The sequence below is a fragment of the Campylobacter concisus genome (assembly GCF_002913865.1).
Taxonomy (GTDB): Bacteria; Campylobacterota; Campylobacteria; order Campylobacterales; family Campylobacteraceae; genus Campylobacter_A; species Campylobacter_A concisus_AM.
Window position 1 is genome coordinate 1 of the sequence record NZ_POYX01000106.1, and the last position, 26,309, is coordinate 26,309.

Genomic DNA, 26,309 nt, shown 5'->3' on the forward strand with positions numbered 1-26,309 from the left:
TGAGTTTCAAGTAAATTTTAAAACTTTATAAACGAGTAATTTCGGCTCTAAAATTTGAGCTAAGCGATAAGCGAAGCCAAATTTTAGTAGTCAATTCTTGCGAGTGAGTAAAATTTTAAAATTTGAAAATTTGCTTCGTCATACATACAAATGTCGGACAAATTTTAAAATTTGCAAAAAAGCTCAATTAAATTTATAAATTCTAATTCTTAGGCACAAGCTCTAGGACGTTGCAAGCTCGTTTGCTGCCCATCTTGCAAGCTTTATCAAGGGCATTTGCAGATAGATCAAAGCTCTGCTCTACGCCGTTTCCTTGCAGATATTTTGTAGCTAGCTCGTAGCAAGCTTCACTGCTACCATTTTCACAAAGCGACTTAAAGACTTCGTAAGATTTAACCAGATCTTTTTCAACGCCAAGACCTCGCCCTAGCATGTCAGCATATAAAAAGCAAGAAGTTTTGTCTTTGTTTTCGCACTCGCTTGAAAGCTTTTTAGTAAAGCTCTCGCAAGCTTTTGCGTCACTTTTGTTGATGCAGTTTTGCATATTTTCATCCCAGTTTGCACTTAGAGATAAAACGGCAAAGGCTAAAAATAAAATGGATTTTTTCATAAATTTCCTTGAGAGAGATAAACCCCCTTTGGGGGAAAGGGGGTCATTACAAAAAGGAGGTTTCTTGTTGGACAAGTGGAATAATACAAGCCTCGTCTAAATTTAAAACCAACTCTTATTTAACAAAAAACAATCAAACAAGATCTCTCTTGCTAAAGCCCAAATAGCCGCAAACTAGCAAGATCGCGCCAAGTACCAAAGGATAGATGATCGCATAAGCTACGAAGGTAGCTTTTGAAAATGTGCCTAAGATAAAGTAAGAGGCAGTGCCTATGACTGCTAAATTTGGATCAAAAAGGCTAAGTGCGGCTATCCTAAAAAGCTCGATCGGATTTAACATCGCGATAGAGTAGATGACGTACTCATCGACTGAGCTTCGCATAAGCAGCCCAATGAGCGCTAGGTCGATAAAAGCTAGCATGATAAGCCAGAGCAAAAACGCCACGCCTTGTCCAGTTTCTTGGTTTTTGATAAGGCTTGAGATGAAAAAGCCAAGCGACAAAAAGACGATACTTAGGCTAAAAAGCAGGCCAAAGTAGAGCACCAGCACGCCCCAAGGTATCGACACGCCCTTTATAAAGCCAACCACCACGCAAAGCAAAAGCGAGAACAAAAGCGGCACAAAAACGACAAATGTCCGCCCAAGCGCCTTGCCAAAGTAGTACTCTTTAAGGCTTAGCGGGAAGCTTAGTACGTATTCAAGCAGGTTTGTATCTCTGTCTTGATTTATACTTCTAACGGTTGAGATGAGGATAAATATCGGCACGATGATGACGCAAATTTGTATAAACAAAAGTAGCGCCCTTGTTAGCCCAGAAAAGCCAAGCACACGAGAGTCCGTCACTCCGCTAAATAAAAATCCTATCATCAAAGCAGAAAAAAGAAGCGCATAGATCGCAAACCACCTTGAGCGAAACGACTCTTTGACGTCTAGTTTTGCTATTAAAAAAAGGTTATTCACTCTTGCTCCTTAAATTTTCTTCTTTTATGATCTTGCCAAGGTCCATATAGACGCATCTATCGAGCAAATGAGCGATCTCATCTATGCGGTGCGAGATAAAAACTAGCGTCTTTTTTTGCGTGAAGTTATCAAGCAAATTTTTAAAAGACTCTCTTGCTTTTACATCTAAATTTGCCGTTGGCTCGTCAAACATCAAAATTTCACTATCTTTGGCAAATGCGATGGCTATTAGCATCTTTTGCTTCATACCGCCAGAGAGTTTGTAAAAGGACTTGTTTAAATTTGCATGCAGGTCAAGCTCTAAAAGCTTGCTAAATTTCTCTATCTCTTCAAATTTGACATTTGAGCTTTTGCAGACAAACTCGCAAAGCTCACGCAGGCTAAATTTAAGTGGTGGCGGGGTTTGAGGCACAAATGAGATAAACTTTAGCGCCTCTTTTCTATCTTTTAGGGTATTTACGCCATTTATCGCGACACTTCCGCTATTTGGCACAAACTCACCCAAGATGATACGCATAAGCGAGCTTTTGCCAGCTCCGTTTTGCCCAAGTATCGCTATCTTTTCGCCAGCTTTTACATTTAGACTGACGTTATCAAGTATCTTTTGTGAGCCAAAAATTTTCGTTACTTCTTTTATATCTATCAAAAAAATTCCTTATATGAGTTTCTTAAAGCCGTTGTCAAATTTAAGTGCATCTTGGTGGCACACGTCGATACACCTGCCACAAAGCGTGCAGTCAGCCCCTGCTATCCTAAAGAGCTTTTTACTATCATCAGTTTTTGCCCCCTTTTTTGTCATAAAAAGCACGTGTGGCACTAGGCAAACATCGGTGCAAACTAAGCAGTGATCGCACTTTTCTTTATCCCAGCTGACCTTTATCGCATTTGGCTTTGCTAGTAGCGAATAGGTCGCTCCAACAGGGCAGACATACCTGCACCATGCCCTGCGCGAGAAGAAAATTTCAACCACAAGCATGGCTACGACTAGCCAGATAGCGTGAAAGTAGCCATAGATGATAAATCTTGAAAATATCCCAACGACGTTAAAAATTTCAAAGACAAGACTTGAGCTGGCAAAGCTAAGAGCCAAAAACAAAATGGTAAAAGCGTATCGCCATTTTGTGTCAAAAACTCGCGGTTTTACTATCTTTTTTGCGCGCAAATTTTCATGGATCTTCTCAGCTATCTCGCTTATAAGTGAATATGGGCAAACCCACGAGCAAAAGCCCCTGCCACCAAAAATGATGTAAAAGGCTAAGATACTAAGCGAGCCAATGAGCAAATTTACATGAATTTCATGCGTTGCCAAAAAGACTTGCAAGCTCATAAATGCGTCTGCTAGGTGAAAGCCAAGTATCCTTGAAGCGCTGATGTCGCCCTCTAAAATTTGCACATCGACCCTGTAAGAGAGCACAAACAAAAGATGAACTAGCACGATGGTAAAAATGCGCCAAAAACGTATGCTTGGGCGCTTTTTACCATCTTTTGTAGTCGTTATTAGCGTGCTTAGAAAGCTTACGTTTCTAACGGTCGCACGAACGTTATATTTATCCATTTTTACTTTTTAAATTTAGAAATTTCATCAGCAAGGCTGTTTAGATCGCTGTCGCTAACGTTTGTTAGTAGTCCCTTCATAAGCGTGTTTTGCACCTTACCAGCCTTATAATCAGCTAGTTTTTTTAGCAGATCCTCTTTGCTTAGATGAGTGATGTCAGGCGCTACTATGCCTTTGCCATTTGCGCCGTGACACGGAGCGCAAGAGGTAAGATACTGCCTACTAACGCCTTCATTTTGTGTCTTAGCCACGCTTAGGCTTAGCTCTTTTACCTTTTTTAGCTCATCTTCGCTGGCAAATTCCTCGCTAGACTTTGACTGCTCTTTTGAGATATTTTGCTCCACTTTTGGCTGAACGCTAGCTTCTACTTTCTCCTTTTTAGGCGGAGTTTGGCTTAGCATAAACACCATGATGCCGCATATCAGCACCGCTAAAATGATCGTTATGATTTTTCCGATTTTCATTGTTTGCTCCTAAACTGCGCATTAAAATCGCTTATCTCTTTGGCTAGTTTTCTAATCTCACCCTCATCCATCTTTTTAACAAGATCACGCATTAGCACATTTACCTTCTCTTTGTTTTTATAAGCGTTTATCATCTTATAAATTTCATCCTCGCTCTTTGTTAGAAGAGATGGTCCGATGATGCCATTTGCATAGTCGTCGTGGCAGGCTGAACACTTTGTGATGAAGTCCTTGCTAAGTCTGCCCTTTATGAGCCTTAAATTTATAGTCTGAAGCGGGCTTTTTACCATGGCAAGCGCTCCGATCTGGCGGCTTACGTTGTTATCTTCAAGTCCAAATTTAACGCTTTTTTCGCCGTGCATGTCGTATTTTATAAATTCATTTTGCTTATTTGCACTCTCATTATTTTCACTTTTTTCGACCTTTATGCTAGCACTTGTCGCTACTTTTGCGCCTTGCTCGCCAGCAGCCTCTTGCGCCTTGTCCTCACTCTTTTCACAGCCGACAAATAGCAACGCAGCAGCTACTAAAGGTATTATTGCTCTCATTTTTTCTCCTTGTAAATTTCATCATAGCTCATCTTTGGGGCGATATTTATGATCTTTGCTGGGCAGACCTCAGCGCAAACGCCACAACCAACACAGCCATTTTTTATGAGCGGCAAATTTGTCTGGCTCATCACTATCGCGCTATCGCCAACTGGGCAAAGTGTGACACAAAGATCGCAAATTTGACCGATCTTGCCTTTTATCTTATCTTTTAGCACCTCTTCTCTGTCGTTATAGGCTTTGCGATCAAGCAGATGTTTAACGCCAGCTTCGCTTAAATTTTCTCTTTTCATGCTCAAACAGGCTGCCGTGTCACTTAAAACTGCAACGCCCATTTTGACGTCACCCACGACCTTTGTCGCGTGATCGAGCGCACCGCTAGGACAGGCTAGCACGCATGGGAAAAGGTCACACAAGTAGCAGCCTCGCTCTTTGGCGTCGATGTGAGCTGAGCCATTTGAGTAGCCATCTTTTATATCAAGTAAATTTATACTGTGATAAGGGCAGACTTGCACGCACTGACCGCATTTTACGCAAAGATCATCAAAGTCATCAACAGCACCTGGTGGCCTAAGATAGAGCTTGTCGCCACTACTTTTTGGCAAAAACTTGCCTATGGCGTATCCAGCCACTGCTGCGGCTGAGCCAATTATCATAAAATTTCTTCTATCCACGTTTTGACCTTAAAGCGTTGAAATTTGAAGCATCGAGCGGTTTTATCCTAGGCGAATTATCTTCAAGTAGCTCTATTGGCTCAGAAAATGGAGCTAGTTTGGCTAAGAAATTTAAGATGCTAAAGACGCTTGAGCCGTAGAAAAACTGCAAATTTGGATAGTACTGCCAAAGCTGATCGATATATGAGAGATACAAAAATGGCGTGTCGCCGTAGCCATCTTTATCTCTATCAAAGCTCTCATACTCATCATAATAATTCTTGCTCCACCTATTTAAAAGCATCTTTTCGCCCGGAGTGTCATTTACGACGATGTCCATGTTGCCGATAAAGTCGTTGTTTTCAAAGATGCTTGTGCCTTGCGTAGCGTGAAAATAGACGCCAACCACGTTGTGTAAAATTTTATTGCCTATAAAATTTATCGTCGATCCTGGCTGAAAGGGTGAGTTATCAAGCAATATGCCACGCGCATTATAGATAAGTGTGTTGTTTTCTATCGTAAAGTCAGACACGTCCTTTAGTCCGATGCCGATACCAAAAGCGCCGTCACTATCCATAACGAGGTTATTTTTTATATTTGAGCCAGCCGAATACATAAAAAACATACCAACAGCGTTGCCGATAAATTCGTTATTTTCGACTAAATTTTGATTAGCATACATAAAGTGAAGCGAATATCTGCTACCAACTGCTTTGTTGCTTAGAAATTTATTGTGGCTTGCGTACCATGCGACCATGTCACGGCTGTCGCGGATGTTGTTGTGTTCGATCAAATTTTCATGGCTATACCAAAGTCTCACCGCGTCACCTCTAAAGCCAAGGCTAGCGCCTTTTTTTGAGGTGATGTTGTTTTCAGTGATCTTTGAGCTACTGCACTCTTTAAAATCAATCCCAAAAAGCACATCGCTTATGTCATTTTTAGAAATTTCTACGTTATTTGCCTTGTCACAGCCTATGCCAGCGTCAAGCTCGCCAAGGTCATTGCCACTACCACTTATCTTTAAATTTTTAAGTGTCACGTTTGAAGCGATGATCTTTATAACGCTGCCTTTGCCGCTCCCTTTTATATGGGCATTTTTGCCCACGCCGATGATGCTAAGAGGTTTATTTATCGTTATACCACCTTCATAAACAGCGTCCCCTAGCTTTATCACATCGCCAGGGTTAGCGTTATTTATCGCATCTTGAAGGACGTTTGCAAAGCCAAAAAGTGGCAAAAAAGCAAGGGCAAATTTACAAAATTTACGCATTTAGCTCTTTTTTCTTTGAAAAGACTGCAAGTATGCAAAGCACGCTCATCACCATCATCACCCAAAAGCCTATGGTCGGATAAGAGTGAGTTGTAAAGTGCGCCACGCTACCATCGCCTAAAACAGTTGGCATAAATGGCTTGATCTTAAAGGCGCCCCACTCTTGCATATTGTGTCCATACCAGTATAGCCAGCCCACAAATGCACTCATAAATAGCACTGGTGCGATGATGGTTGGCACCATGAGAAGCGAGTTAAATTTACCGTCATAGTATAAAAATGCAAGCATGCAAAGTGTGGCGATAAGTAGATAATAAGGTGCGATCGCTCGCTCGACATTGCCACCATGCTCCATAGGATACATGCCAATGTAGTGGTTTATCGTATTCATCTCGTGCACGTCGCCACTATATCCATCTACGTGAAAATATACTGGGATGCCATCTGGAAAGGCTGCCTTTGGATAGTTTGGCGCTTCAAGAGATACGTACCAGATAGGAAAAGATGGCGTGCCGATCTCTGCTTTTTGCTCAATCATCTTATGAAGATCGCTTGCTACCTCTTTTGGCAAAAGGTGGTTTTTATACTGAAAAGAACTATAAAGATCGTAGATAGTGTAGCTATAAGATGGTAGCTCGTCGCCGTTAGCTATACGCTCTTTAGCTCCATGCCAGCCAAGAACTGGTAGAGTAAAACAAACGCTCATGATGATAAGTGCAACAATGGTATAAATTTTATATTTACTCATAATCTCTCCTTTAAATTTTAAAATTTAGCCTAGCAAAAGTTAAATTTTAAAATTTAAAAGGGGCAAAAATGCCCCTTAAAACTACATACCTGCGTTTTCGTCTATCCATTTTAGATACTCGATGATATTTTTGATCTCTTCGTCATTCATATGCTGATTTGGCATTCTAAGTTTAAAGAAGTCAATCATCGCTTTAACGTAGTCATCGTTATAGAATTTAGCAGGATCTTTGATGAAGTCTGCTACCCATTTTTCGCCGTTTTCATGTCTTAGTAAGACGCCAGTTAGGTCTGGACCTGAGCTTACTTGACCAATAACGTGGCAACCATTACATCCGCCTTTTAGATAAGCCTCTTCACCTTTTGCAGCAGCTGGGCTCATCGGAGTTGCGATCTCTTTAGCTAGGTTATTTTTAGCTCTTAGACCAACGTCAGCAGTTTTTACCATGTATTGCCATACTTGGTACTCCCAAAGGATAGCGCCATTTACGTCGCCTTTTTTGTAAGCTTCGTCAGCTTTAGCTTTTACCTCTTTGATGTGGCCGTATTGATCAAGTGCGTCATCAACCAAAGCTTTTACTTTTGGATATTTCTCATAATGTTTCTCTTTTAGGTATTTAACAACCTCTTGGATAACATCATCAGTAGCTTTGTTAGTTGCGATTACTTTGTCGTACTCAGCTTTTAGAGCTTCTGGGCTTAGAGTTTTTAGCTTGCTATTTTTTGCAGATTCATATTTTTTATTTGGATCTTTAACAAGTAAGTAACCCATCATCTCTAGGTGAAGTGCTGAACAAAACTCGGTGCAGTAATATGGGAAGACACCTTCCATATCAGCTACGAAATTTACTGAAGCAGTTTTGCCAGGCTCAAGTGAAGCGTGAATGTTGTAAAGGTCGATGCCAAAGCCGTGAGTCTCATCTTGCGCGCGCTCTAGGTTTGTTAGGTGAATTGTTACATTATCGCCTTTATTTACCTCGATGTGCTCTGGGTTGATGTGACTTCTGATCATTGTTGCATAGACAGTTACGTTTTTGCCGTTTCTCTCAACTCTTTCTTGACCAGCTAGTGTTGCAAATGGGCTTGCCTCGCCTGTTCTTGAGTTTGTACCCATGTTGTAAGTAAGCGCTGGAGTTAGCTTGCTAGCAGCTATTGAAACAACGTCGTGTGGCTCACCAAGTGGGATCGGCATATCATAGATTAGCTCCATTTTTGGACCATTGATGTCGATTAACTGGTGGTTTTGTGGATGCAAAGGACCAACTGGGTTGAAGCGATCGATTGAAAGTTTATCAAGTGCGATTGCATATTTGCCAACTGGTTTTGCTGATTTGCCCTCCATTGTGTCAAGGTGGCCAATGTTGTAATGAACATTTACTTTATCAAGCACTTTTAAATTTTTGTAGTCCCATTTTACGATTTGACTATCAACGTAAAGTGAAGTATAGACTACACCATCTTGTGAGTCAAATGATGTGTGCAGTGGTCCAAGGCCAAGTTCGACTTGTCCGTGCATTGTCTTTTCTCTATCTAAGATAGGTATGCCGTATGGGTCAGTGCCAGCGTACTCTTTTTTGTCGATTAGCTCTTTGATCTTTTTAAAGTCATAAACTGATGCGTGAGTATCAAGCTTACCACCAACGATGATGTATCTGCCATCTGGTGTTACGTCACAACCGTGCGGGCTCTTTGACTCTGGGATCAAAAATAGTGCTCCAGCTTTTACAGCAGCTTCTATTGTAACTACCTTGTGGCCATTTATAACTTTGTAGTTTTTCTTATCCTGTGCAAGTTTTTCTAAAATTTGCCAGTTATAAACATGTAAGAAGTCAGTATCATTTCTACTAGCACCTGCCTCAAATGGAGGAAGACCTTTTTCGATACCACCTGTATACATCTCACTATTTATTGAGTTTGTAAAGCCCCAGCCGTAGCTCTCGCCCTTACCAGCGTCGCTTAAGTCTTGCCAGTATGGAGGAAGCTCAAGTGAGAAAGATGCTTTCTCGTCGATCTTGCCTTTTGGATAGTCAAATTTCCAAAATGTCACAGCGCCTCTATAGACAGCTTCGTAGTCGTCCATTGAGTGATAGTTATCATCAAGTGGAGCTGCGTACTGGCTAGCTTCGATGACGTACTCGCTGTTTGGAGTGATGAAGCTACCGCCGTGCTCACTCTTCATGATAGGGTTTACGACCATTTGAGTTGTCTCAAAGTCTTTTAAATTTATAACAGCGATCCTTGGGTTTGCCTTATCGTTGATAAATAGATAATCACCAACATACTCACCATTTTTCTCAGTGAAATTTGGGTGGTGCGTATCGCCCCAAGTTATATCTTTGCCCCTGATGTTGCCTTGTTTTAAAACAGCTTTTGACTCATCGTCATAGCCATATCCTTGCCAAGGCTCTGGGGTGAAAACGCCGATGTATTTGTAAATTCTCATCGACGGAACGCCATAAACTAGCACTTGACCACTCTGCCCGCCAGATGAAAAGACGATGAAATCATCTTTTTTACCGCTTGGCTGGTAAGTCTTAGCAGCTGCAAGGACATCTTTTTCGCTTAGCCCGCGCTCTTTCATGACTTTTTCAAGGTCACTACTAGCAGCACAAGCAGCAGTTAAAGATAGCCCAAGAAGTGCAGCACTTGCGACACAAAATAACTTTTGCATTTACTCTCCTTTTTAAAATGAATTTATCTCTAAACTCTTTGTCTTATTGCCTAGATCCACGCCAACAAGCACGTTTTTATCTATAAAAATTTCTTTTATCTCGCCACTAAAAAGCTCTTTTTTGCCCTTTAGCTTAAAGCTTTTGTCAAATTTATAGATCGCTCCGTCCTCGCTAGCTACCAAAACCTCATCTCCCGCACAAGCAAGAGCTGAAATTTTAGATCTTAAAACTTGCTTTTTAGCTCCACTTTTAAGATCTAAAATTTCTCCATTTTTAAAGCCTATGAAAATTTCATCATCACTAAATTTACAGGCACTAATCGGCGCAAAGCCAACGATTTTTTGCTCTTTTACGTTAAGCTTGCTATCAAGCAAAAATGCCTTGCCATTAAAGCTAGTAAAAAATGCTTCCTCACCAAGCGGTAAAAAGCTAGAAATTTTATAAACATTGTTAAAATTTTTTGATATAAATTTTTTAGAACTCTTGTCAAAAATGGCGATCGTTACGACATTTGCCATATCGCAAGCGACGTAAATTTTCTCTTTATCTAGCAAGATATTTGAAACCTTACAGCCAACATTTGGCAGAGCAAATAAAAATTCCTTCTCGCTAGCTGCCTTTACGATCTCGTTGTTTAAATTTGCAACGTAAAAAGAGCTCTCATCAAAAGCACATCTTTGATCTTTGTAAATTTTCTCCTTTAAGCCTAGGCTTTTTGTCTCGCCATCTTTTACAAAGATGATGTTTTGACTATTTTCATCGACGAAACAGCCCTTGCCCTCGGCAAAAAGCGCTATCAAAGACAAGCTAAGACATAGCAGAAATTTCATTATCTAGGTTGCTTTCATCGTAAATTTAAAATTAACAAAAATATACATATTCATATCTTAAAAGCAAATTAGAAGTTAATTTGTTTTCTTAAGCTTTTAAAGAAAAATATCAATAATTTTTTTTAAATTTTGCTATTTACAATAAATAGACTTTGGAATTTAATGGATAGAAATATATTTTTGATAAAATTTATTATCTATAAAAATTCGTATTTTAGGCTTTCTTTGCATTAAAAATTTAAATTATAAATATTTCTTTAAAAAAATTATTTAAATTATATAATTATATTAAGAAATGAAAAATTTCTCTTGCGTTTTGAGCGAGGGCTAAATTTTAGATTTTTGATATTTTTTGCTTAAATTTGCTGATAACTTAAATTTGTTTAAATAGGCTATAATCCACCAAAAAAAGGAGAGATAATGCTAACACATTTAGATGAAAAAGACCGTCCAAAGATGGTCGATGTAAGCCCAAAAGATCCAACTAAAAGAGTAGCAACTGCTAGTGGGATCATCAAAATGAGCAAAGAGGCCTTTACGGCGATCAAAGAAAACACAGGCAAAAAAGGCCCAGTCATACAAACAGCCGTTGTCGCTGCGATAATGGGCGCTAAAAAGACAAGCGAGCTAATACCTATGTGCCATCCACTGGCCATTTTGGGCGTGGATTGTGACATCGAGGAGCTGCCTGAAATTTGCGCTTTTAAGCTTTTTGTGAGTGTCAAGATAGAGGGCAAAACAGGCGTCGAGATGGAAGCGCTAACAGGCGTAAGCGTGGGACTTCTTACTATTTATGATATGGTAAAAGCCATAGATAAAGGTATGGAGATCGGAAACATCGTACTAGAGAGCAAAAAAGGAGGCAAAAGTGGCGAGTATATGCGATCTAAATAATAAAAAACCAAAGATCGACTACCCAACACACTGGGAGTACAAAGTGATCTTTGATGCGAGTGATGAGGCAGAGGCAAAGGTGAAAGATATAGTAAAAGATAGGGAATTTAAGCTAGTTTTTTCTAAATTTAGCAAGGATAAAAAGTACGCGAGCTATGATCTAGCGGTGCTAGTTTTGAGCGAAGAAGAGAGACTGGAGATATTTTCAGCCCTAAAACACGAAGCAAAATATGTTTTATAAGGTAAAAATATGGATAAACTTGAGCAAAATTTACATGATTATAAAGATAGCGAGGGGCTACTAACTAGCATAAAGGCTCTTTGCAACGACTTTTTTAAGGATGTCTCAGACAAAGATGAAAACGCACTGCCTGATCTTTTGAAGCAAAAGATGAACGAGCTTTACGACAAGATGGATAAAGAGAGCCTCATAAATGCCAAAAATCTAAAAAGCGCTATGGAGGGGATAAATCAGGCCCTAGTTAGCGGCGAAGAGAAGCAGCTTTATGAGCTATTTGATAAAAGAGATGAGATAAATAGAACCATCGAGGCAAAGCGAGAAGAGATAAAAAATAGGCTAAAAATTTCATTTGAAGCGGCTGAAGAGGTCGTAAAAGATAGAAATTTTGGTGAAAAAGAGGAAATTTTAGAGCTTTTAAACAACGCGATCATTAGAGAAACGAGAATGCTTGGCATCTTAAAAGAGAGCGCTCAAATCGCATTTTTAACGACGCTTGAGGGCGCAAAGGACGTAGAAGAGACCGCTGGCGCGATAGCTAAAAATATGACCTATTCTGCGATAAGAGGTGGGGAGTTTAGCAAAGAGCGAATGTTTGAAATTTCAAAAAATATCATCAGTGCAGCGGGGAATTTAGCAAATGAGGGGCACATCTTTGCAAAAGAGCTCATAAAAGGCGCGATAAATGGTACGAGAGATGGCATTTTAAGAGCTATTGAAAAGCTAAAAGATGAGGCTAAATTTGCTCCAGACGAGCTAAGGCTAAACTCACAGCTTTTAAATTTAAAAAACGTAGATGAAGAGTTTATAGCGCTTCTTAAAGAGCTTGAAAATGAATTTGATGGCGTAGCTAAAAGCGAGATCGAAAGCGTGATAAATAGCGAGCTTGACACAAATCTAGCAAAATTTAAACGCATAAGTGATCAAGCGATAGAGCAGATCAGCTCAAGGCTTGAAGAGCTAAAATCAAACGGCGTTGCAAAGCTTGTGAGCGAGGCGAACAATAAATTTGAAGCTCTAAAGCAAGAGCTAAATGACAAGAGCAAAAAACTAAAGCTAAATTTTGACGCTAATGATAAACTTGAAGGCCTCAAACAAGATATCGCGGAGTTTGAAAAAAAGGCAAACGACAAGCTTGAAGATATCAAACAAATGGATATAAAAACAGAAGCTAAGAAATTTGGCGATAGAGCCTATCAAGCCGCAAAAGACTTTTTAAACGTCATAAAAAAAGATAAAAAAGAGGAGTAAATTTGCCAAGCTTTTTGGCAAATTTATCATTTTGGCTAGGTCTTAGCCTAGCCATTTTACAACTTAAATTTATAAAAATAGATAGAGCAAAAACGCACCCAAGATCAAGCGGTAGATGACAAAAGGTAGCATCCTGATCCTTGAGATGATCCCCATAAATAGCTTCACGCAAATATAAGCACTTACTGCACTTATCATGACGCCAAGAGCGATGTCGCTCCAAGGCAGAGCGTTTGGATCTTTTATAAGCTTGATGCTCTCAAGTCCGCCAGCTAGGATGATGACAGGTATCGAAAGTAAAAATGAGAAATTTGCACTGCCTTTGTGGCTAAATCCTAAAAAAAGTGCCGCTGTCATCGTTATGCCTGACCTTGAGACGCCAGGGATGAGCGCCACAGCCTGCGCTAAGCCTATGATGAGAGCAAATTTTATGGTCATTTCGTATTCGCTTTTGTTTGTTGAGCGAAGATCAGCAAAGTAAAGTGCGATGCCAAAAATGATCGTAGTAACTGCGATCACAACGCCGCTTCTTGCGTACTCTTCGATCACGTTGTTAAACAAAAGCCCAAAGATGCCAACTGGGATAGTGGCAAATCCCACGCACCAGACAAGCAAGCTATCGCCCACCATCTTTCGTTGCGCGATCGAGGCAAAAAAGTCGCGAAGTAGCTTAAAAATCGTATCTTTAAAATAAAAAAGTATCGCGCTTAGCGTACCAACATGCACTGCCACGTCAAAAGCAAGCCCTTGATCTGGCCAGCCAAGTAGCTTTGGCACCAAGATGAGATGAGCCGAGCTTGATATCGGCAAAAACTCGCTTATGCCTTGCACCAAGGCCAAAACGATAACGTGAGAAATTTCCATAAAATGCCTTTTTGATTATAGATTGCAGCTGGGGATTTTACTCCCCAAAGTTAAATTTTATATAAGTTCGCTAGCAAAATTTGCAAGCTTTTGCGGAGTAAATCCGAAGTGATCAAATAGCTCATTTGCCTTGCCGCTAGCGCCAAAGCTATTCATGCCATAAACTGCGTCAGCAAATTTATACCACTCATAGCCAGTTGCAGCCTCAACTGCGATGATCGTTGTATTTTTATCTAAAATTCTAGCCACATACTCAGCTGGCTGCTCACAAAGTAGGTCAAAACAAGGCGCTGATACGATGTTTGCACCGATGCCTTGCTCAGCTAAAAGTGCGGCTGCTTTTACACAGAGTGAGACCTCGCTGCCGCTTGCTATAAATGTGATCTTTGCTTCTTTTGCTGAACTTAAAAGATATGCGCCATTGCCAACCTCGCCAAATTCGCCTTTTGCAAGTGGATCAAGTCCTTGGCGGCTAAGCACAAATGCGCTTGGAGCGTTTAAATTTAGAGCCGCTTGCCAGCTAGCTGCGTTTTCGTTGCCATCAGCTGGGCGGAAAGTGTAGAAATTTGGCATCGCTCTAAATGTGCTAAGCTGTTCGATAGGCTGGTGTGTCGGACCATCTTCGCCAACGCCGATACTATCGTGCGTAAAGACAAAAAAGTGCTTGATACCCATTAGCGCTGCTATCCTAGCACTTGGCTTTAGATAGTCGCTGAAGATAAAAAATGTCGCTGAAAATGGCAAGAAAAGGCCGTATCTAGCGATGCCGTTGTTGATAGCTGCCATGGCGTGTTCTCTGATGCCATAGTGGATATTTTTGCCATTTGGGAAGTCACCCATGCCCTTTAGCTCAGTCTTGTTTGACGGAGCTAAATCAGCGCTGCCGCCGATAAAGCCAGGAAGTTTTTTAGCTATCTCGTTTAAAATGACGTGGTTTGTATCCCTTGTGGCTAGTTTTTTGTCGCTAAAGTCTGGAAATTCGATCTTGCTAAAGTCTGGATTAAGAAGTGAGTTTAATAAATTTTTGCCTTCAATGCTTAACGCCTCAACCTTTTTGTTCCACATCGTCTCTTCAAGATCGCCCTTTTCAACTGCACCTCTAAATCTTAAAAGCACGTCCTCATCGATAGCAAATTTCTTCTCAGGGTCAAAGCCAGCTGCGGCCTTTGCCTTTTTGATGATCTCTTCGCCAAGCGGTGCGCCGTGGCTGTGGTGGCTGCCTTCAAGCTCCATTGCGCCGCGTGCTATGTGCGTGTTTGCGATGATGAGATATGGCGACTCTTTCTCGTTTGCTTGCTCAAGTGCAAATTCGATCTGGTTGAAGTCGTGTCCGTCGATGCGTGCGACCTCCCAGCCCTGCGCCTCAAACCTTGCCTTGACATCCTCGCTAAATGCGATCGCTGTGTCACCCTCGATCGTGATGTTGTTTGAGTCGTAGATGAGCACAAGGTTGTCTAGTCTTAAATTTCCTGCGATTGAACATGCCTCGTAGCTTATGCCCTCTTCAAGATCGCCGTCGCCACAAAGGCAGTAAATTTTATGATCGATTATTTTATTATCTGGCTCATTTAGCACGTTTGCAGCGTATTTTTCTGCCATGGCTAGGCCAACTGCGTTTGCTATGCCTTGACCAAGTGGGCCAGTAGCCACCTCAACGCCTGGAGTGTGAATCTCTGGGTGTCCTGGTGTATTTGAGCCAAGTTGGCGGAAATTTTTAAGCTCGTCTAAGCTTAGATCGTAGCCGCTTAGGTGCAAAAAGCTATAAACCAAGCTTGATGCGTGACCACCGCTAAAAACGAGCCTATCTCTATTTAGCCATTTTGGATTTTTAGGGTTGTGTTTTAAAAAGTTGCTTAAAACCACCATGATATCAGCTAGGCCCATAGGAGCACCTGGGTGTCCGCTGTTAGCGTTTTGCACCATATCAGCGCACAAAAATCTTATAGTATCGGCTTGTTTTTTTAGCATATGATCTCCTTTTATTGCGTCAGATTATACAAAAAAGTGATTAAAACTTGCCTTGCATTTTTGCTCAAAATGTCTAAAAAGTGATATAAATTTACTAAATTTATGCGCTTATCTTAGGTGCTTGTCCGTAAGCTCTAAGATCATCTTTGCTATGCCTGCATCTATCTGTTTTAATGCCTCTTCTATCTCGCCTATTAGCTCATCTTTTTTCTTTTTTGCGCCAGATAGACCGAGTAAATTTGTAAATGAATTTTTCGATAGGTCGTTGTGCACGGGCTTTCCAGCGGCCGCCTCGTCGCTTGTAAGGTCGATGATGTCATCTTGTATCTGAAAAGCAAGCCCAAGCTTTAGGCCGATATCATAAATTTTATCGCACTCTTTTTCGTCTAAATTTACTATCACAGCGCCCATTTTTAGGCTTGCAGCGATGAGCTTTGCGGTTTTGTGGATATGTAAAAATACTAGCTCATCAAGGCTTAGCATCTTACCAGAGAGGCCAAATTTAGCCTTTGCTCTTTTGATATCCTCTTTGTTTGTATTTTCAAAAAAACAATCCAGCGCCTGACCTAGCACCATGCCGCTAACGCCAGCATTCTCGCTTAAAATTTCCACGCATTTTATGCGTATTTGAGCTGGCAGATCAGCACGTGAAATTTCATAAAAAGCATGCGTATTTAGTGCATCTCCTGCAAGTATCGCAGTCGTCTCGTCGTATGTTACGTGAAGCGTTGGCGTGCCGCGTCTTAGGCTTGCGTTATCCATCGAAGGAAGATCGTCGTGTATGAGCGAGTATGTATGCATCATCTCAAGCCCCAAAGCCACTCTCATCGCCTTTTGCGTGAGGCTTTTATCCACATTTTCGACCACGCCAAGAAGCAAAAGCGCCCTAAAGTGCTTGCCTCCAGCCTTTAGCATAACGCCAAGCGCCTCCTCGTAGTAAGGGTGAAAGCCAGACGCCTTTGGCAAATTTGCGTTTAGAAATTTTACAAAGTCCTCAAGTAGGCTCATTTTGGCACTCTTGCAAAGAACTGAAAGTCATTTCTACTAAATAAAAGCACGAAATTTTGCAGGTCGCTTATCTTTTCTAAAAGCTCCTCGCGGTCGCTCACACTCTCTTTGTTGTAGCCTAAAATTTTATCGCCTATCTTGATGCCAAAATTTTCAGCATTTGACTTTGGCTCGACCTTTGTAACGACTAAATTTTTATCGACCGTGACACCATAATCAACCAAAATTTTATCATCAAGCAAGCTCGCAGCCGCTTTTGGCATGATATTTAAATTTGGCAGATCAAGGCTTGAAGGGGCGTTTATTTCTAAGCTTTGGTTAAATTTCACCTCGCCGCTTACTGGCACTTGAAAGAGCAGCTCCTGCCTATCACGCTTCACGATGATGTCAAGCTTCGCGCCCTTTGGAGCAAAAAGAACCATCTCGTTTAGCTCTCTTAGGCTCTTTGGTTTTATGCCATTTATCGTAACAAGCTCATCATCTATCATAAGCATCTTGCCGCGGCCCAGTGGATCAACAAGACCCACAAAAAATTTATCCTCTTTTTGCAAGAATTTCACGCCGATATCGCCGTAATAGACGTCATCATAAGATACAAAGTGCTTTAAATAGCGGTTTGGTATAAATTTATCAGCTCCAACAGCTATGCCTATCATCTTACAACAAGGCGTGTTTATCTCGCCAGTCGCGTTATACTCGAAGCTTAGCGTGTCAAAGTCGCCTAAATTTTGCCCTAAAGACTTGATGTGACCCATGACGGTGTTGTTTGCATCGTTTAAAATTCCAACCCAAGTGCTCTTTTTGATGCGCTCCTCGTTGGTCTCATCGGCCATCACGACAGGGCTTAGCTCCTTGCTAGAGCGCACCAAAAAGAGCTGCAAATATGGGTCAAATTTGACATATTCGCCAAGTGGCGCTCCGTCGCTTTTTGGCACTGCGATCAAATTTTTAGTGATAGCCACGCCAAAGTGTTTATTTACCGAGACGATTGAGTTTTTGTTCTTTTCAAAGCAGGCGTTAAAGTCCTCTTGCGTAGGCCTAGGATCGGCATTTAGGCAAAGCGCTGATAGTAAAAAAGCAAGGGCAAATTTATAATTTAGTCTCATTTTATCCCCATCGAAGCAAGGCCGCCAAGCATCCTTGAAGCGGTGTTTTTCTTATCGGCCTCAACCGACTTTAGCACGTCATTTACGGCGCTTATTAGCAAAATTTGCATGCTCTCTTTATCTTCAAGCAAGCTATCATCTATGCTGATATCAAGTATCTCGCCGCTGCCGTTTGCTCTCACGCTAACTAGCCCACCGCCGCTTTTTGCTCCAAATTCTTTATTTTTGCTCTCTTCTTCCATCTGCTTGGCTTGCTTTTGCACATCCTCAAGCATCTGCCCCATCTTTGAAAAGTCAAATCCCTCAAACATCGCCTACTCCTTTATGATCTCGTTTTTGTTATTTACATGCACGATGGTTGGCTTAAATTTCTTAGCCTTTTTAAATTTCATACTAGCATAAGCCACTATGATGACCACGTCTCCTACGCAGACCTTTCTAGCAGCCGCGCCGTTTAGGCAAATTTCACCTTTTTTGCCCTTTATCACGTATGTGGCAAATCTCTCGCCGTTATTTACGTCTAAAATTTCAACCTTTTGATTTTCTATCAAATTTGCAGCCTTTATAAGCTCCTCGCCGATGCTTACCGAGCCAACATAGTTTAAATTTGCGTCTGTTACGACGGCCCTGTGGATCTTACTAGCTAAAATTTCTATTGTCATTTTCCGCCTTGTTTAGTTTATTTGCACTCTATCACTGGTCTGTTTGCTAAAAATTTCTCGTTAAATTTCTCTGCCTTTAGCGTCTTTTCTAGATCGTCAAGGGTTTTGAAATTTCTAGCAAAAGATACGCCAACTAGTCCACACTCGCTCGTTTTGGCAACGTCTAGAGTTATCTCGTAGCTGTTAAATTTTGGATTATTTGGCTCTGGATAGTAAATTTCCTCACGGTAAGAGCTGTCGCTACCTATCTTTTCTATCTTAAATTTGCCCTTTTTTGGATCTGTGGTTTTTTTTATCGCTGTTATAAAATCATCTATGTTTTTGATGCTTGGCGCATAGGTAACGCTGATTAGCTTACTCCATCCATAGCCACCCTCATCTTCCAAATAATACTCCACCGTAAATTCATTTTGGTATTTTTGGTGATAAATTTGGCCGTCATACTCTATATTTTGAGGTAGGTTGCTCACCAGATAGCTCTTTTGGTTTGCGCTAGATTGTAGCTTTTGCGGCTCTTTTTGAGCAGTGGCACATCCTAGTAGCAGCGCGCTACAAGCAGCTACAAAGGCTAAATTTAAAATTTTCATCGTTTTTCCTTTCAAAAGTTATCTACATAAAATTTCAAGCACCACTTCTTTGTCGCTAAATGGGTGCTTGACGCCCTTTATCTCCTGATATGGCTCGTCGCCTTTGCCAAGTATGACAAGCGCCCAGCCAGGCTCTAGCTTGCTAATGGCTAGAGCGATCGCCTCTTTGCGGTTGGCATTTCGTATCAAATTTTCATTTTGGCTCATGCCAGCGCAAATTTCATCGATTATGCTCTCTGGCTCTTCGCTTCTTGGATTGTCACTTGTGACGATGCAAATTCTTGCGTATTTTTGGGCTATTGCTCCCATTTTAGGGCGCTTTGTCCTATCTCTGTCGCCACCTGCGCCAAAGACTGCGATCAAATTTAGATGTCTAAGCGAGTTTAGAACCTTTTCTATGCCATCTGGTGTATGGGCAAAATCTACGATGACTAGCGGATCGGTGCTAACAACCTCCATTCTGCCGCTCACGCCTTTAAATTTACTTATCGCCTTTGAAAGTGCGGCCGCGTCTGGGCGCTCTAGCAGGCAAACGGCACCAAGAGCGGCGATTAGGTTGTAAAGATTAAACTCGCCTTGAAGGCTTGAGTCTATCTCCACATCACCATTTGGCGTCTTGATAACTGCGTCTATGCCGTCTTTTAGCCCATAAACTATCGGCGCAAAGCTGGCTGGCTTTTTGATCGCGTATGTGTAGGCGTTTTTTGGGTTAAATTTAACTCCGCCATCGTCAATGTTTATGAGTTTTACGCTCTCATCGTCAAAAAAGCTTGATTTTACTCTCGCGTATTCCTCCATGCTCTTGTGGTAGTCTAGGTGATCTTGCGTTAGGTTTGTAAAAATTTTAAGAGCAAATTTTAAGCTCTCTATGCGTTTTTGAGCGATCGCGTGTGAGCTAACCTCCATCACGAAGTACTCACAGCCCTGCTCGCTGGCTGCTTTGAGGTATGAGAGCGTCTTTAAAATGGCACTTGTCGTAAGCGCCTTGTCATCTATCTGCTCGCCCTCTATAAATGCCCCCCTGGTGCCACTTAGGCCGCATTTTTTACCTAAATTTCGCAGGGTTTCGTAGATAGCCGCAGCCGTCGTGGTCTTGCCATTTGTCCCTGTGATGCCAACTATTTTTAAGCTTTCATCGATCTTTAAAAGCTTTTTGCACTCTTCAAGAGTGATTATCTTAGCGCCGTTTTTTGCCGCGTGTTCTACAAATTTCGCATTTGCAGTAGTTTGCACAAAGTATGCACCCTGCTCGCACTCGTTTGAGTCATCTGTTATGAAGCTATTTTCTACTGATATTTTCATCGTTTTGTCTTTTTTGTATCTCTTTAAAAAGCTGATCTATACGCTCGTCGCCGCCAAACATCACCGCCGCACTCTCAAGATAGTTCATACTCATATCGATGAAGTCATTTTTTATCAAATTTCCTAAAAATTCCAAAAAATCGTCTTTGTTTGAGATCATCACCTTGGTTGAGAACATGATGTTTTCAAAGACCTTTTTAAAGCTGCCATCCTTATAAACTGCTCTTTTAAAGTCCTCGTAGCTTATCGCGTCTTGCTCTTCAAAATACTCGCTCTCCTCGTCTCTGGACTCTAAAATTTTTAAAATTTCCTCCACGCCCTCGTCGTCCTCGCCGGCTCTTACCTTAGCCATGTAGTAGTCAAACAAGAGCTTTGCCTCCTCGGCATTTTCCTCGCCAAGAGAGCAAATTTGTATCAAAAATAGCAGATCCTTCTCGCGTGTCTTTTCGTAGGCTAGCGAAAAGTAAAAGATCGCATCTTTAAATTTAGAGCGTTTAAAATGTTTTATGCCTACTTTTTTATAATCCATCAATGTTAAATTCCTCGCCTATTGGAACATTTATGACCTCAAGCTCTGGATGAATGTCGATGCGAAGTTGCCTTTCGATGCCGTATTTTAGCGTGGTCGTGCTGGCTGCGCATCCGTGACAATGTCCTGTGAGCCTTACGTAAATTTTGCCGTTTTTTATGCCAAGTAGCTCCATGCCGCCGCCGTCATTTTCAAGCATAGGTAGCACCTTTTGCAAACTCGCAGTCACTGGTTTTAAAAGCTCTTCATCACTAAATGGGATCATATTTTTTCCTTAAATTTTTTAGCTATTATAGCAGATAAAGTGCAAACAAACGTTTTCTAGGCTTTTGCTGGTGGCGTTTTGGCTTTAAATTTTAGTATTTTTTTGTGAGAAAAAAGGGCAAAATTGCCCTTTAAGTTTAGTTTAGTAGAAGTGATTTTATATCGATTTTATGCTCTATCATCTTACTTTCAAGCATAAATTCTTGTGTAGCTTCAAGCGCTTTTATATCTTCAGCCGTGATCTTTGAGCTAAAGTCGTACTGAGGATACATACTCTTTACCGCCTCTATGCTAAGCCCAGTCTCTTCAGCCGTAAATTTAAGCGCTTCGTCCTCGTTTGCTTTGATGTAGGCCAAAATTTCATCCTGAGCCTTTTTAAATTTCTCAACCACATCTTTATGCTTTTTATAAAACTCTCCGCTTGTTGCCGTGACGATGACTGGAGTGATGACGCCTTTGCCAGTTGTCACTACATTTAGGCCTGATTTTTGAGCGTTGTAAGCTGCTGGTCCCGCAAGAAGTGCTGCATCGACGCTGCCGTTTTCAAGTGCGGCTTGCGCAGCTGGGATGCCCATAGAGATGAACTCTACGTCGTTTATACTAAGACCGCCAAGAGCTAGGTATCTCACCAAAAGCTCATTTAAGATAGTGCCTTTTGGGCCTGCTACTTTTTTGCCTTTTAGATCTTTTGGCGACTTGATGTTTTGATCTTTTGAAAATATGACAAAGGCTTCAGGTGCCCTTGAATAAGCACTTATGATCTTTATATCAGCCTTATTTGCAGCTGCAAGTATGACCGAAGTGCCACCCACGCAGTTTAGAAACTGGAGCGAATTTGAAGCGAGCGCTTGCGTCTGCTTCGCACCTGAAGTGATCTCAGAGTACTCAACTGGCACACCAAAAGACTTTGCGTAAAAGCCTTTAAATTTATCGACGATCGAAGGGACGTTTAGCGGCGATTTGACGTAGGTCATGCCGATCTTATCTAAGCCCTCGCTTGCGTTTGCGACTAGGCAAAGCAAAGAGGCCGCACACAAAACCTTAAAAAACTTTCTCATACTTACTCCTTTTAAAAATTTTCAAGATTATATAATCTTTTGCTTCATTTTGGTTTTAATTATCATTTTATTTGCCTAAATTTCACTCAAAATTTTGCGTTTTATCGCTATTAGCTCCTCGCTTAGCAGATCTCTTGGCCTTGCTAAATTTGATAGATCGTAGTTTGACTTTATCCCGCCCTTTTCAAGCAAGATGATCTCATCAGCCAAAAATAGCGCCTCGTCGATGTTGTGCGTGACAAAAATGATGGTTTTGCCAGCTTGTATTTTTAAAATTTCAGCCTGCATGCTAGCTCTCGTAAAGGCATCAAGCGCGGCAAACGGCTCGTCCATAAGGATCAAATTTGCCTCATATGCAAGCACCCTTGCAAGCGAAACGCGCGAGCTCATACCGCCAGAGAGCTGCGAAACGGCGGCAAATTTAAAGTCGCTAAGCCCTATCATCGATATAAGTGCCTCTATCTTTGCTGGCTCAATCTCCTGCTTTTTAAGTGGGAAAACGATGTTTTCATAGATGTTTAGAAAGGGCATGAGACGGGGCTCTTGAAAGACAAAGCCGATCTTTGCTTGCTCTTTAAATTTTATCTCGCCAAGGCTTACGCTCTCAAGGCCAGCGATGAGGCGTAAAAGCGTCGTTTTGCCACATCCGCTCCTGCCGAGTATGACGGTGATCTTATCTTTTTTTATGCTTAAATTTAGCTCTCTTAAAACGTCGATCCGCTTTTCGCCTATAAAAAAATGCTTGGATAAATTTGAAATTTCTATCATTTCTCACCTCGCAAAAGGCTAAATTTCGCTATCAAAAGTAAAAATATCCTATCTATGAGCACGCCGCAAATGCCGATCGTAAAAATGCCCACAAATATCCTATCTGCACGTGAAAGCTCCTCTGCGTCAAGTATGAGATACCCCAGCCCGCTTGAAGCCGCTATCATCTCAGCTCCAATGATCGCGCGCATGGCGTAGCCAAAGCCTATTCGCATGCCGACAAAGATATCTTTTAGCGCGCTTTTTAAGATGATCTTGTAAAAAATCTCAAATTTGCTAAAGCCAAAAATTTTACCTACCTCGATGAGCTTCACGTCGCAGCTCGTTAGCCCTTTTTGGATACTAAGAAACATCGGAAAAAACGAAGCTAGGATGATAATGATGATCTTTGGCGTCTCGTTTATGCCAAACCAAAGCACCAAAATGGCGATCAAACTAAGCGGCGGGATATTTCTAAAAAACTCCAGTATCCACTCGTAATAAACGCTGATCTTTGGCAAAAGTGCCGCTATGCCGCCAAGCACGAGGGCTAGGGCAAACGAGAGAGCATATCCTGCAAATATGCGCTTAAAGCTGATGATAGTATGCGTAGCAAGCTCGCCGCTTAGGCTCATGCCATACATCGTCTTAAAGGTCGCAATGGGGCTTGGCAAGATATACGGCGTGAAAATTTCTAGCTCGCAAACGACCTGCCAGATGGCAAAGATCACGAGAACTAAAATGCTCTTTTTAAAAATTTCTCTCACAGCCCATCTCCGTTATGACAGCCGTTTTCGCAGTATAAAAGCTCGATGATCTGGTAGTTTTTAAGCTCGCTAGATTTATATAAAAGGGCGTTTTGTATCTTCTCTTTACTGCTAAGACTTAGTGTTTTTACGCCCAAATTTGTGAAAAATTCCGGCGGTATCGGGCTTGTCCCTAGCCTTTTCATCTCTAAATTTATCTCATTTTGCCCCCTAAAGCTTTTCCACGTCAAAAATGTAATTCGCGCTAAATTTAGCCCCCTGCCAAGCTCTGCCAAGTCCTCACAGGGCGTCGTCACGTAAAGCCACTCATCTTCTTTTAGCTTTGAGCTAAGCTCGATGGCGCTTTCTATTAAAATGGGGTTTAAATTTGAGATAAGAGCAGCCTGCTCTTTGAAATTTGTCCTGATGAAATTTACAGCCCTCGGACAGCGGCTATCGTAAATAAGCTCCTTTTGCGCAAGAGCGTTTTTGTATGCGTTTTTTACACTTTTAACGTGATCTTTTTCGCACTCTACTACACTAAAACCTTTCTCTTGCAAAATTTCTTTAAGCGCTGCAAAGTCGTAGATGTTTTTTACAACAGGATTTAACCAAATAAGTTTTTTCATTAGAGCTCCCGTCAAATTTAAAAGCAAAATGTAATAATTAAAATCAAAATTGTATCACTTGAAAGTAAAAATATCGCTTTGGAGGTTAAATTTATAAACAGCTAGGCTTTTACGTCTAAATTTTGCTTTTTCTGGCTTTTCTCCATCAGCTTTAGTATATCTATGCCACTTTTTTCAAGGCGCATTAGCTCCTTTAGATAGGCAAATTTCTCGTCCTTATTTATATCGTAGGTCGCTAGCTTCTCGCTTCGGCCGATCACCGAGGCATAGACCTTGTTGCCATCAAGCTTGTCCGTGTTTTGCACATTGTAAAGCGACAGCACGCCCTCTATTACCTCTTTAAATTTCGCCCCGCTCTTCATGCCAGCCTTCATCAGCGTTAAAAATCTCTGCCTGCTCTCATCGTCAGTGAAATTTATGCTTTGCATTGTCTCATATTCGATCGGTGGCTTGTTCGTGCTAGTTAGCATTGAGATAGCCTTCTTGCCTATCGTGATACTCTCCACGCCGACCCTCTCGCCAAGATATTGCCTCAGCGCATAGTCCAGCCACCTATCCTTGAACTCCTCGACGCTCAGGTCCTTATCAAGTATCTCAAAGCCCTCCACATGGCTCTTGCGGCCAAGTCCGAGCAAGGTGCCGCTATCATCTTTTGACGTGTACTCTTTTGCGAATAGATCGACGTTTGTTGGATAGTATCCGATGATCGATTCGTAAAGTCTTCCAAAGCCAAGCGCTCCAGTCTGGCTAACAAAGCTCTTAAGCTCATCTATCTCATCTTGGCTCATTTGCTTGTCGTATCCCATGAGCTTGCCCCAGATGCTTATCTTGCCATTAGCGGCCATGCCTGTGAGTGAGTTGTCTTTAACAAATTTTAGCGGCTTATCATCTTTGCTAAATTTACTCTCATTTATCTGATTTAAATTTATCTGATCGCTATTTTGGTTGGCGTTTTGAACTAATTTTTGAGATGATAAATTTAAAGAATTTTCGTCTGTGCTGGGCTTGATATTTTGAAAACCGCTATATAAATTTACGCCACCTATCATTTCAAATCCTTTACGAGATAGTTTAAACTAAGATCGTCTTTTTCAGAGTAAAATTTAGAAATTTGTAGAGTTTGACTTGCAAATTTAGGTTGGTTTGGGACTGGATAAATTTAGAATTTGCTTTTTAGAAATTTACCTGAGTTGGTTTGGTTTTATTGTATTTTGTTTGTATTTTTGATTTTGGCTTTAGCTCGTATTTTGCCATATCATAGATCATTTAATATCAAATTTGCGCTATCTTCAGCCCCATCGCCTTGATCGTAAAAAAATTTCACTGCAAGGGCCGCATGGTCTAGTATCTCGACTGCTAGAAGTTATCATGGTCGCCAAAGCGGTAAATTCTCTCTTTTACGATGTGTGAGCTCCAAATTTCAAACGCCTCATCGTCGGTTTCGTGAACTGTGACGTAGAGCTTATCTTTTGGTAGTTTTAGCGCCTCTGTGACAAATTCCCAAGCGTAAGAAATCGCCTCTTTTTTGAAGTATTCGCCAAAGCTAAAATTTCCAAGCATCTCAAAAAATGTGTGATGACGCGCTGTGTAGCCGACATTATCAAGGTCGTTGTGCTTTCCGCCAGCTCTTATGCAGGTTTAAGGGCTAGTGCGGATAGGTGGCGTTAGGCGTGGCACTCACCTGTGAAGATGCTCTTAAATGGCACCATGCCAGCGTTTGTGAAAAGTATCCGCCCCCTTGCCCTTCAAACTCCATAAACTTCCTTGTAAATTTGCACCACAAAAATAAATATCATCTGCCAAGCCCTTAGCTCGGTACAACACCGAAAATTTAAAAAGCTGGCTCTAAATTTAGAAATTTATATTATTTTGGGTCGTAATTTTATAGGAAAACAACATTTATCTTTTAGGCAAAGTTGGGAAATTTACAACACAAAATAGGCTATTCTGGAATTTTATTTTCTCCTTATAAATATCTAGCAATTGCTCTTTAGAACCAACAAAATATCATATAATATTGCGGCGCATTTACAATTCTAAATTCTGCCAAAACGAACAACAATATAATCAAAGTAGAATTTAAAACAAACTAATAATAGCTAGCTTAAATTCAGAAATTTATAGCGTTGGCATTAAAATTTAATAG

At 41.2% G+C, this 26,309-nt stretch carries 29 protein-coding genes and 1 pseudogene; 3 read left to right on the top strand and 27 right to left on the bottom strand.

Annotated features, from left to right (window positions below):
* Positions 1-202 precede the first annotated feature (202 nt).
* The 11 genes from CYP77_RS06810 to CYP77_RS06860 form a co-directional block, all read right to left on the bottom strand.
* On the bottom strand, positions 203-610 hold the full coding sequence (locus tag CYP77_RS06810; RefSeq protein WP_012140531.1) for a tetratricopeptide repeat protein: 408 nt from the start codon (positions 608-610) through the stop codon (positions 203-205).
* A 133-nt stretch (positions 611-743) separates the two neighbouring features.
* Positions 744-1,571 (bottom strand): ABC transporter permease, encoded by an 828-nt coding sequence (locus tag CYP77_RS06815; protein WP_009295293.1) that lies wholly within the window; start codon positions 1,569-1,571, stop codon positions 744-746.
* Complete coding sequence (locus CYP77_RS06820; protein WP_103567474.1) at positions 1,564-2,217, bottom strand: ABC transporter ATP-binding protein; 654 nt, start codon at positions 2,215-2,217, stop codon at positions 1,564-1,566. The genes CYP77_RS06815 and CYP77_RS06820 overlap by 8 nt, the downstream gene beginning before the upstream one ends.
* A 9-nt stretch (positions 2,218-2,226) precedes the next feature.
* On the bottom strand, positions 2,227-3,126 hold the full coding sequence (locus tag CYP77_RS06825; protein WP_002941641.1) for a NapH/MauN family ferredoxin-type protein: 900 nt from the start codon (positions 3,124-3,126) through the stop codon (positions 2,227-2,229).
* 2 nt (positions 3,127-3,128) lie between these two features.
* Entirely contained in the window at positions 3,129-3,590 is a 462-nt protein-coding gene (locus CYP77_RS06830; RefSeq protein WP_021086545.1) for a c-type cytochrome, read from the bottom strand.
* Positions 3,587-4,138 (bottom strand): c-type cytochrome, encoded by a 552-nt coding sequence (locus tag CYP77_RS06835; protein ID WP_103567473.1) that lies wholly within the window; start codon positions 4,136-4,138, stop codon positions 3,587-3,589. The genes CYP77_RS06830 and CYP77_RS06835 overlap by 4 nt, the downstream gene beginning before the upstream one ends.
* Positions 4,135-4,812 carry a 4Fe-4S dicluster domain-containing protein gene (locus CYP77_RS06840; RefSeq protein ID WP_103567472.1) on the bottom strand — a complete coding sequence of 226 codons (678 nt, stop codon included), beginning with the start codon at positions 4,810-4,812 and terminating at the stop codon, positions 4,135-4,137. The genes CYP77_RS06835 and CYP77_RS06840 overlap by 4 nt, the downstream gene beginning before the upstream one ends.
* Complete coding sequence (gene nosD / locus CYP77_RS06845; RefSeq protein WP_103567471.1) at positions 4,805-6,061, bottom strand: nitrous oxide reductase family maturation protein NosD; 1,257 nt, start codon at positions 6,059-6,061, stop codon at positions 4,805-4,807. Before nosD ends, CYP77_RS06840 begins: the two co-directional genes overlap by 8 nt.
* On the bottom strand, positions 6,054-6,809 hold the full coding sequence (locus tag CYP77_RS06850) for a cytochrome C (protein WP_103559170.1): 756 nt from the start codon (positions 6,807-6,809) through the stop codon (positions 6,054-6,056). The genes nosD and CYP77_RS06850 overlap by 8 nt, the downstream gene beginning before the upstream one ends.
* Before the next feature lie 81 nt (positions 6,810-6,890).
* Positions 6,891-9,479 (bottom strand): Sec-dependent nitrous-oxide reductase, encoded by a 2,589-nt coding sequence (gene nosZ / locus CYP77_RS06855; protein ID WP_103567470.1) that lies wholly within the window; start codon positions 9,477-9,479, stop codon positions 6,891-6,893.
* Between the two features lie 12 nt (positions 9,480-9,491).
* Entirely contained in the window at positions 9,492-10,310 is an 819-nt protein-coding gene (locus CYP77_RS06860; protein WP_103567469.1) for an ATP-dependent protease, read from the bottom strand.
* A gap of 417 nt (positions 10,311-10,727) precedes the next feature.
* Here CYP77_RS06860 and moaC point away from each other — a divergent pair, with 417 nt between their 5' ends.
* From moaC to CYP77_RS06875, 3 genes are read left to right on the top strand one after another with little or no spacing between them, the layout of a single operon-like run.
* The gene (moaC, locus tag CYP77_RS06865) at positions 10,728-11,204 is read left to right on the top strand and encodes a cyclic pyranopterin monophosphate synthase MoaC (protein WP_180995527.1); all 477 of its coding nucleotides are present in this window, start codon (positions 10,728-10,730) and stop codon (positions 11,202-11,204) included.
* Positions 11,179-11,445, top strand: coding sequence for an HP0495 family protein (locus CYP77_RS06870; protein WP_103567945.1), 267 nt, complete (start codon positions 11,179-11,181; stop codon positions 11,443-11,445). Before moaC ends, CYP77_RS06870 begins: the two co-directional genes overlap by 26 nt.
* A gap of 9 nt (positions 11,446-11,454) precedes the next feature.
* Positions 11,455-12,693: a hypothetical protein gene (locus CYP77_RS06875; protein ID WP_103567944.1), complete on the top strand. Its 1,239-nt coding sequence runs from the start codon at positions 11,455-11,457 to the stop codon at positions 12,691-12,693.
* Positions 12,694-12,762: 69 nt separating this feature from the next.
* Here the strand turns inward: CYP77_RS06875 and CYP77_RS06880 are convergent, their stop codons facing one another.
* The 16 genes and pseudogenes from CYP77_RS06880 to CYP77_RS06955 form a co-directional block, all read right to left on the bottom strand.
* Entirely contained in the window at positions 12,763-13,557 is a 795-nt protein-coding gene (locus CYP77_RS06880; RefSeq protein WP_103567943.1) for an undecaprenyl-diphosphate phosphatase, read from the bottom strand.
* 57 nt (positions 13,558-13,614) lie between these two features.
* Positions 13,615-15,525 (bottom strand): transketolase, encoded by a 1,911-nt coding sequence (gene tkt / locus CYP77_RS06885; RefSeq protein ID WP_103567942.1) that lies wholly within the window; start codon positions 15,523-15,525, stop codon positions 13,615-13,617.
* A gap of 108 nt (positions 15,526-15,633) precedes the next feature.
* The gene (locus tag CYP77_RS06890; RefSeq protein WP_103567941.1) at positions 15,634-16,533 is read right to left on the bottom strand and encodes a polyprenyl synthetase family protein; all 900 of its coding nucleotides are present in this window, start codon (positions 16,531-16,533) and stop codon (positions 15,634-15,636) included.
* Positions 16,530-17,639 carry a DUF7488 domain-containing protein gene (locus CYP77_RS06895; protein WP_103567940.1) on the bottom strand — a complete coding sequence of 370 codons (1,110 nt, stop codon included), beginning with the start codon at positions 17,637-17,639 and terminating at the stop codon, positions 16,530-16,532. Before CYP77_RS06895 ends, CYP77_RS06890 begins: the two co-directional genes overlap by 4 nt.
* Positions 17,636-17,950, bottom strand: coding sequence for a YbaB/EbfC family nucleoid-associated protein (locus tag CYP77_RS06900; protein WP_002941513.1), 315 nt, complete (start codon positions 17,948-17,950; stop codon positions 17,636-17,638). Before CYP77_RS06900 ends, CYP77_RS06895 begins: the two co-directional genes overlap by 4 nt.
* A 3-nt stretch (positions 17,951-17,953) precedes the next feature.
* Entirely contained in the window at positions 17,954-18,301 is a 348-nt protein-coding gene (gene panD / locus CYP77_RS06905) for an aspartate 1-decarboxylase (RefSeq protein WP_103567939.1), read from the bottom strand.
* A gap of 17 nt (positions 18,302-18,318) precedes the next feature.
* On the bottom strand, positions 18,319-18,888 hold the full coding sequence (locus CYP77_RS06910) for a hypothetical protein (RefSeq protein WP_103567938.1): 570 nt from the start codon (positions 18,886-18,888) through the stop codon (positions 18,319-18,321).
* A gap of 18 nt (positions 18,889-18,906) precedes the next feature.
* Entirely contained in the window at positions 18,907-20,190 is a 1,284-nt protein-coding gene (locus CYP77_RS06915) for a UDP-N-acetylmuramoyl-L-alanyl-D-glutamate--2,6-diaminopimelate ligase (RefSeq protein ID WP_103567937.1), read from the bottom strand.
* Positions 20,168-20,722: a histidine kinase gene (locus CYP77_RS06920; protein ID WP_103557797.1), complete on the bottom strand. Its 555-nt coding sequence runs from the start codon at positions 20,720-20,722 to the stop codon at positions 20,168-20,170. The genes CYP77_RS06915 and CYP77_RS06920 overlap by 23 nt, the downstream gene beginning before the upstream one ends.
* Positions 20,709-20,984: a NifU family protein gene (locus CYP77_RS06925; RefSeq protein WP_002941565.1), complete on the bottom strand. Its 276-nt coding sequence runs from the start codon at positions 20,982-20,984 to the stop codon at positions 20,709-20,711. Before CYP77_RS06925 ends, CYP77_RS06920 begins: the two co-directional genes overlap by 14 nt.
* Before the next feature lie 136 nt (positions 20,985-21,120).
* Entirely contained in the window at positions 21,121-22,041 is a 921-nt protein-coding gene (locus CYP77_RS06930; protein WP_103567936.1) for an ABC transporter substrate-binding protein, read from the bottom strand.
* 75 nt (positions 22,042-22,116) lie between these two features.
* Positions 22,117-22,809: an ABC transporter ATP-binding protein gene (locus CYP77_RS06935; RefSeq protein ID WP_103567935.1), complete on the bottom strand. Its 693-nt coding sequence runs from the start codon at positions 22,807-22,809 to the stop codon at positions 22,117-22,119.
* Positions 22,806-23,555 carry an ABC transporter permease gene (locus CYP77_RS06940; protein ID WP_103567934.1) on the bottom strand — a complete coding sequence of 250 codons (750 nt, stop codon included), beginning with the start codon at positions 23,553-23,555 and terminating at the stop codon, positions 22,806-22,808. Before CYP77_RS06940 ends, CYP77_RS06935 begins: the two co-directional genes overlap by 4 nt.
* Positions 23,552-24,163, bottom strand: a complete 612-nt coding sequence (locus tag CYP77_RS06945) for a hypothetical protein (protein ID WP_103567933.1) — start codon at positions 24,161-24,163, stop codon at positions 23,552-23,554. The genes CYP77_RS06940 and CYP77_RS06945 overlap by 4 nt, the downstream gene beginning before the upstream one ends.
* Positions 24,164-24,264: 101 nt before the next feature.
* Positions 24,265-25,212, bottom strand: coding sequence for a hypothetical protein (locus tag CYP77_RS06950; protein ID WP_103567932.1), 948 nt, complete (start codon positions 25,210-25,212; stop codon positions 24,265-24,267).
* Between the two features lie 251 nt (positions 25,213-25,463).
* Positions 25,464-25,893 (bottom strand): annotated as a pseudogene (locus CYP77_RS06955) (alanine--tRNA ligase-related protein); the annotation flags it as partial.
* Positions 25,894-26,309 lie beyond the last annotated feature (416 nt).

Excerpts from the sequence above, each read along its gene's own strand:
- CYP77_RS06810 (WP_012140531.1), bottom strand. The coding sequence starts at position 610 with ATGAAAAAATCCATTTTATTTTTAGCCTTTGCCGTTTTATCTCTAAGT.
- CYP77_RS06825 (WP_002941641.1), bottom strand. The coding sequence starts at position 3,126 with ATGGATAAATATAACGTTCGTGCGACCGTTAGAAACGTAAGCTTTCTA.
- CYP77_RS06830 (WP_021086545.1), bottom strand. The coding sequence starts at position 3,590 with ATGAAAATCGGAAAAATCATAACGATCATTTTAGCGGTGCTGATATGC.
- CYP77_RS06835 (WP_103567473.1), bottom strand. The coding sequence starts at position 4,138 with ATGAGAGCAATAATACCTTTAGTAGCTGCTGCGTTGCTATTTGTCGGC.
- nosD (WP_103567471.1), bottom strand. The coding sequence starts at position 6,061 with ATGCGTAAATTTTGTAAATTTGCCCTTGCTTTTTTGCCACTTTTTGGC.
- CYP77_RS06850 (WP_103559170.1), bottom strand. The coding sequence starts at position 6,809 with ATGAGTAAATATAAAATTTATACCATTGTTGCACTTATCATCATGAGC.
- nosZ (WP_103567470.1), bottom strand. The coding sequence starts at position 9,479 with ATGCAAAAGTTATTTTGTGTCGCAAGTGCTGCACTTCTTGGGCTATCT.
- CYP77_RS06860 (WP_103567469.1), bottom strand. The coding sequence starts at position 10,310 with ATGAAATTTCTGCTATGTCTTAGCTTGTCTTTGATAGCGCTTTTTGCC.
- CYP77_RS06875 (WP_103567944.1), top strand. The coding sequence starts at position 11,455 with ATGGATAAACTTGAGCAAAATTTACATGATTATAAAGATAGCGAGGGG.
- CYP77_RS06880 (WP_103567943.1), bottom strand. The coding sequence starts at position 13,557 with ATGGAAATTTCTCACGTTATCGTTTTGGCCTTGGTGCAAGGCATAAGC.
- tkt (WP_103567942.1), bottom strand. The coding sequence starts at position 15,525 with ATGCTAAAAAAACAAGCCGATACTATAAGATTTTTGTGCGCTGATATG.
- CYP77_RS06890 (WP_103567941.1), bottom strand. The coding sequence starts at position 16,533 with ATGAGCCTACTTGAGGACTTTGTAAAATTTCTAAACGCAAATTTGCCA.
- CYP77_RS06895 (WP_103567940.1), bottom strand. The coding sequence starts at position 17,639 with ATGAGACTAAATTATAAATTTGCCCTTGCTTTTTTACTATCAGCGCTT.
- CYP77_RS06900 (WP_002941513.1), bottom strand. The coding sequence starts at position 17,950 with ATGTTTGAGGGATTTGACTTTTCAAAGATGGGGCAGATGCTTGAGGAT.
- panD (WP_103567939.1), bottom strand. The coding sequence starts at position 18,301 with ATGACAATAGAAATTTTAGCTAGTAAGATCCACAGGGCCGTCGTAACA.
- CYP77_RS06910 (WP_103567938.1), bottom strand. The coding sequence starts at position 18,888 with ATGAAAATTTTAAATTTAGCCTTTGTAGCTGCTTGTAGCGCGCTGCTA.
- CYP77_RS06915 (WP_103567937.1), bottom strand. The coding sequence starts at position 20,190 with ATGAAAATATCAGTAGAAAATAGCTTCATAACAGATGACTCAAACGAG.
- CYP77_RS06925 (WP_002941565.1), bottom strand. The coding sequence starts at position 20,984 with ATGATCCCATTTAGTGATGAAGAGCTTTTAAAACCAGTGACTGCGAGT.
- CYP77_RS06930 (WP_103567936.1), bottom strand. The coding sequence starts at position 22,041 with ATGAGAAAGTTTTTTAAGGTTTTGTGTGCGGCCTCTTTGCTTTGCCTA.
- CYP77_RS06935 (WP_103567935.1), bottom strand. The coding sequence starts at position 22,809 with ATGATAGAAATTTCAAATTTATCCAAGCATTTTTTTATAGGCGAAAAG.
- CYP77_RS06945 (WP_103567933.1), bottom strand. The coding sequence starts at position 24,163 with ATGAAAAAACTTATTTGGTTAAATCCTGTTGTAAAAAACATCTACGAC.
- CYP77_RS06950 (WP_103567932.1), bottom strand. The coding sequence starts at position 25,212 with ATGATAGGTGGCGTAAATTTATATAGCGGTTTTCAAAATATCAAGCCC.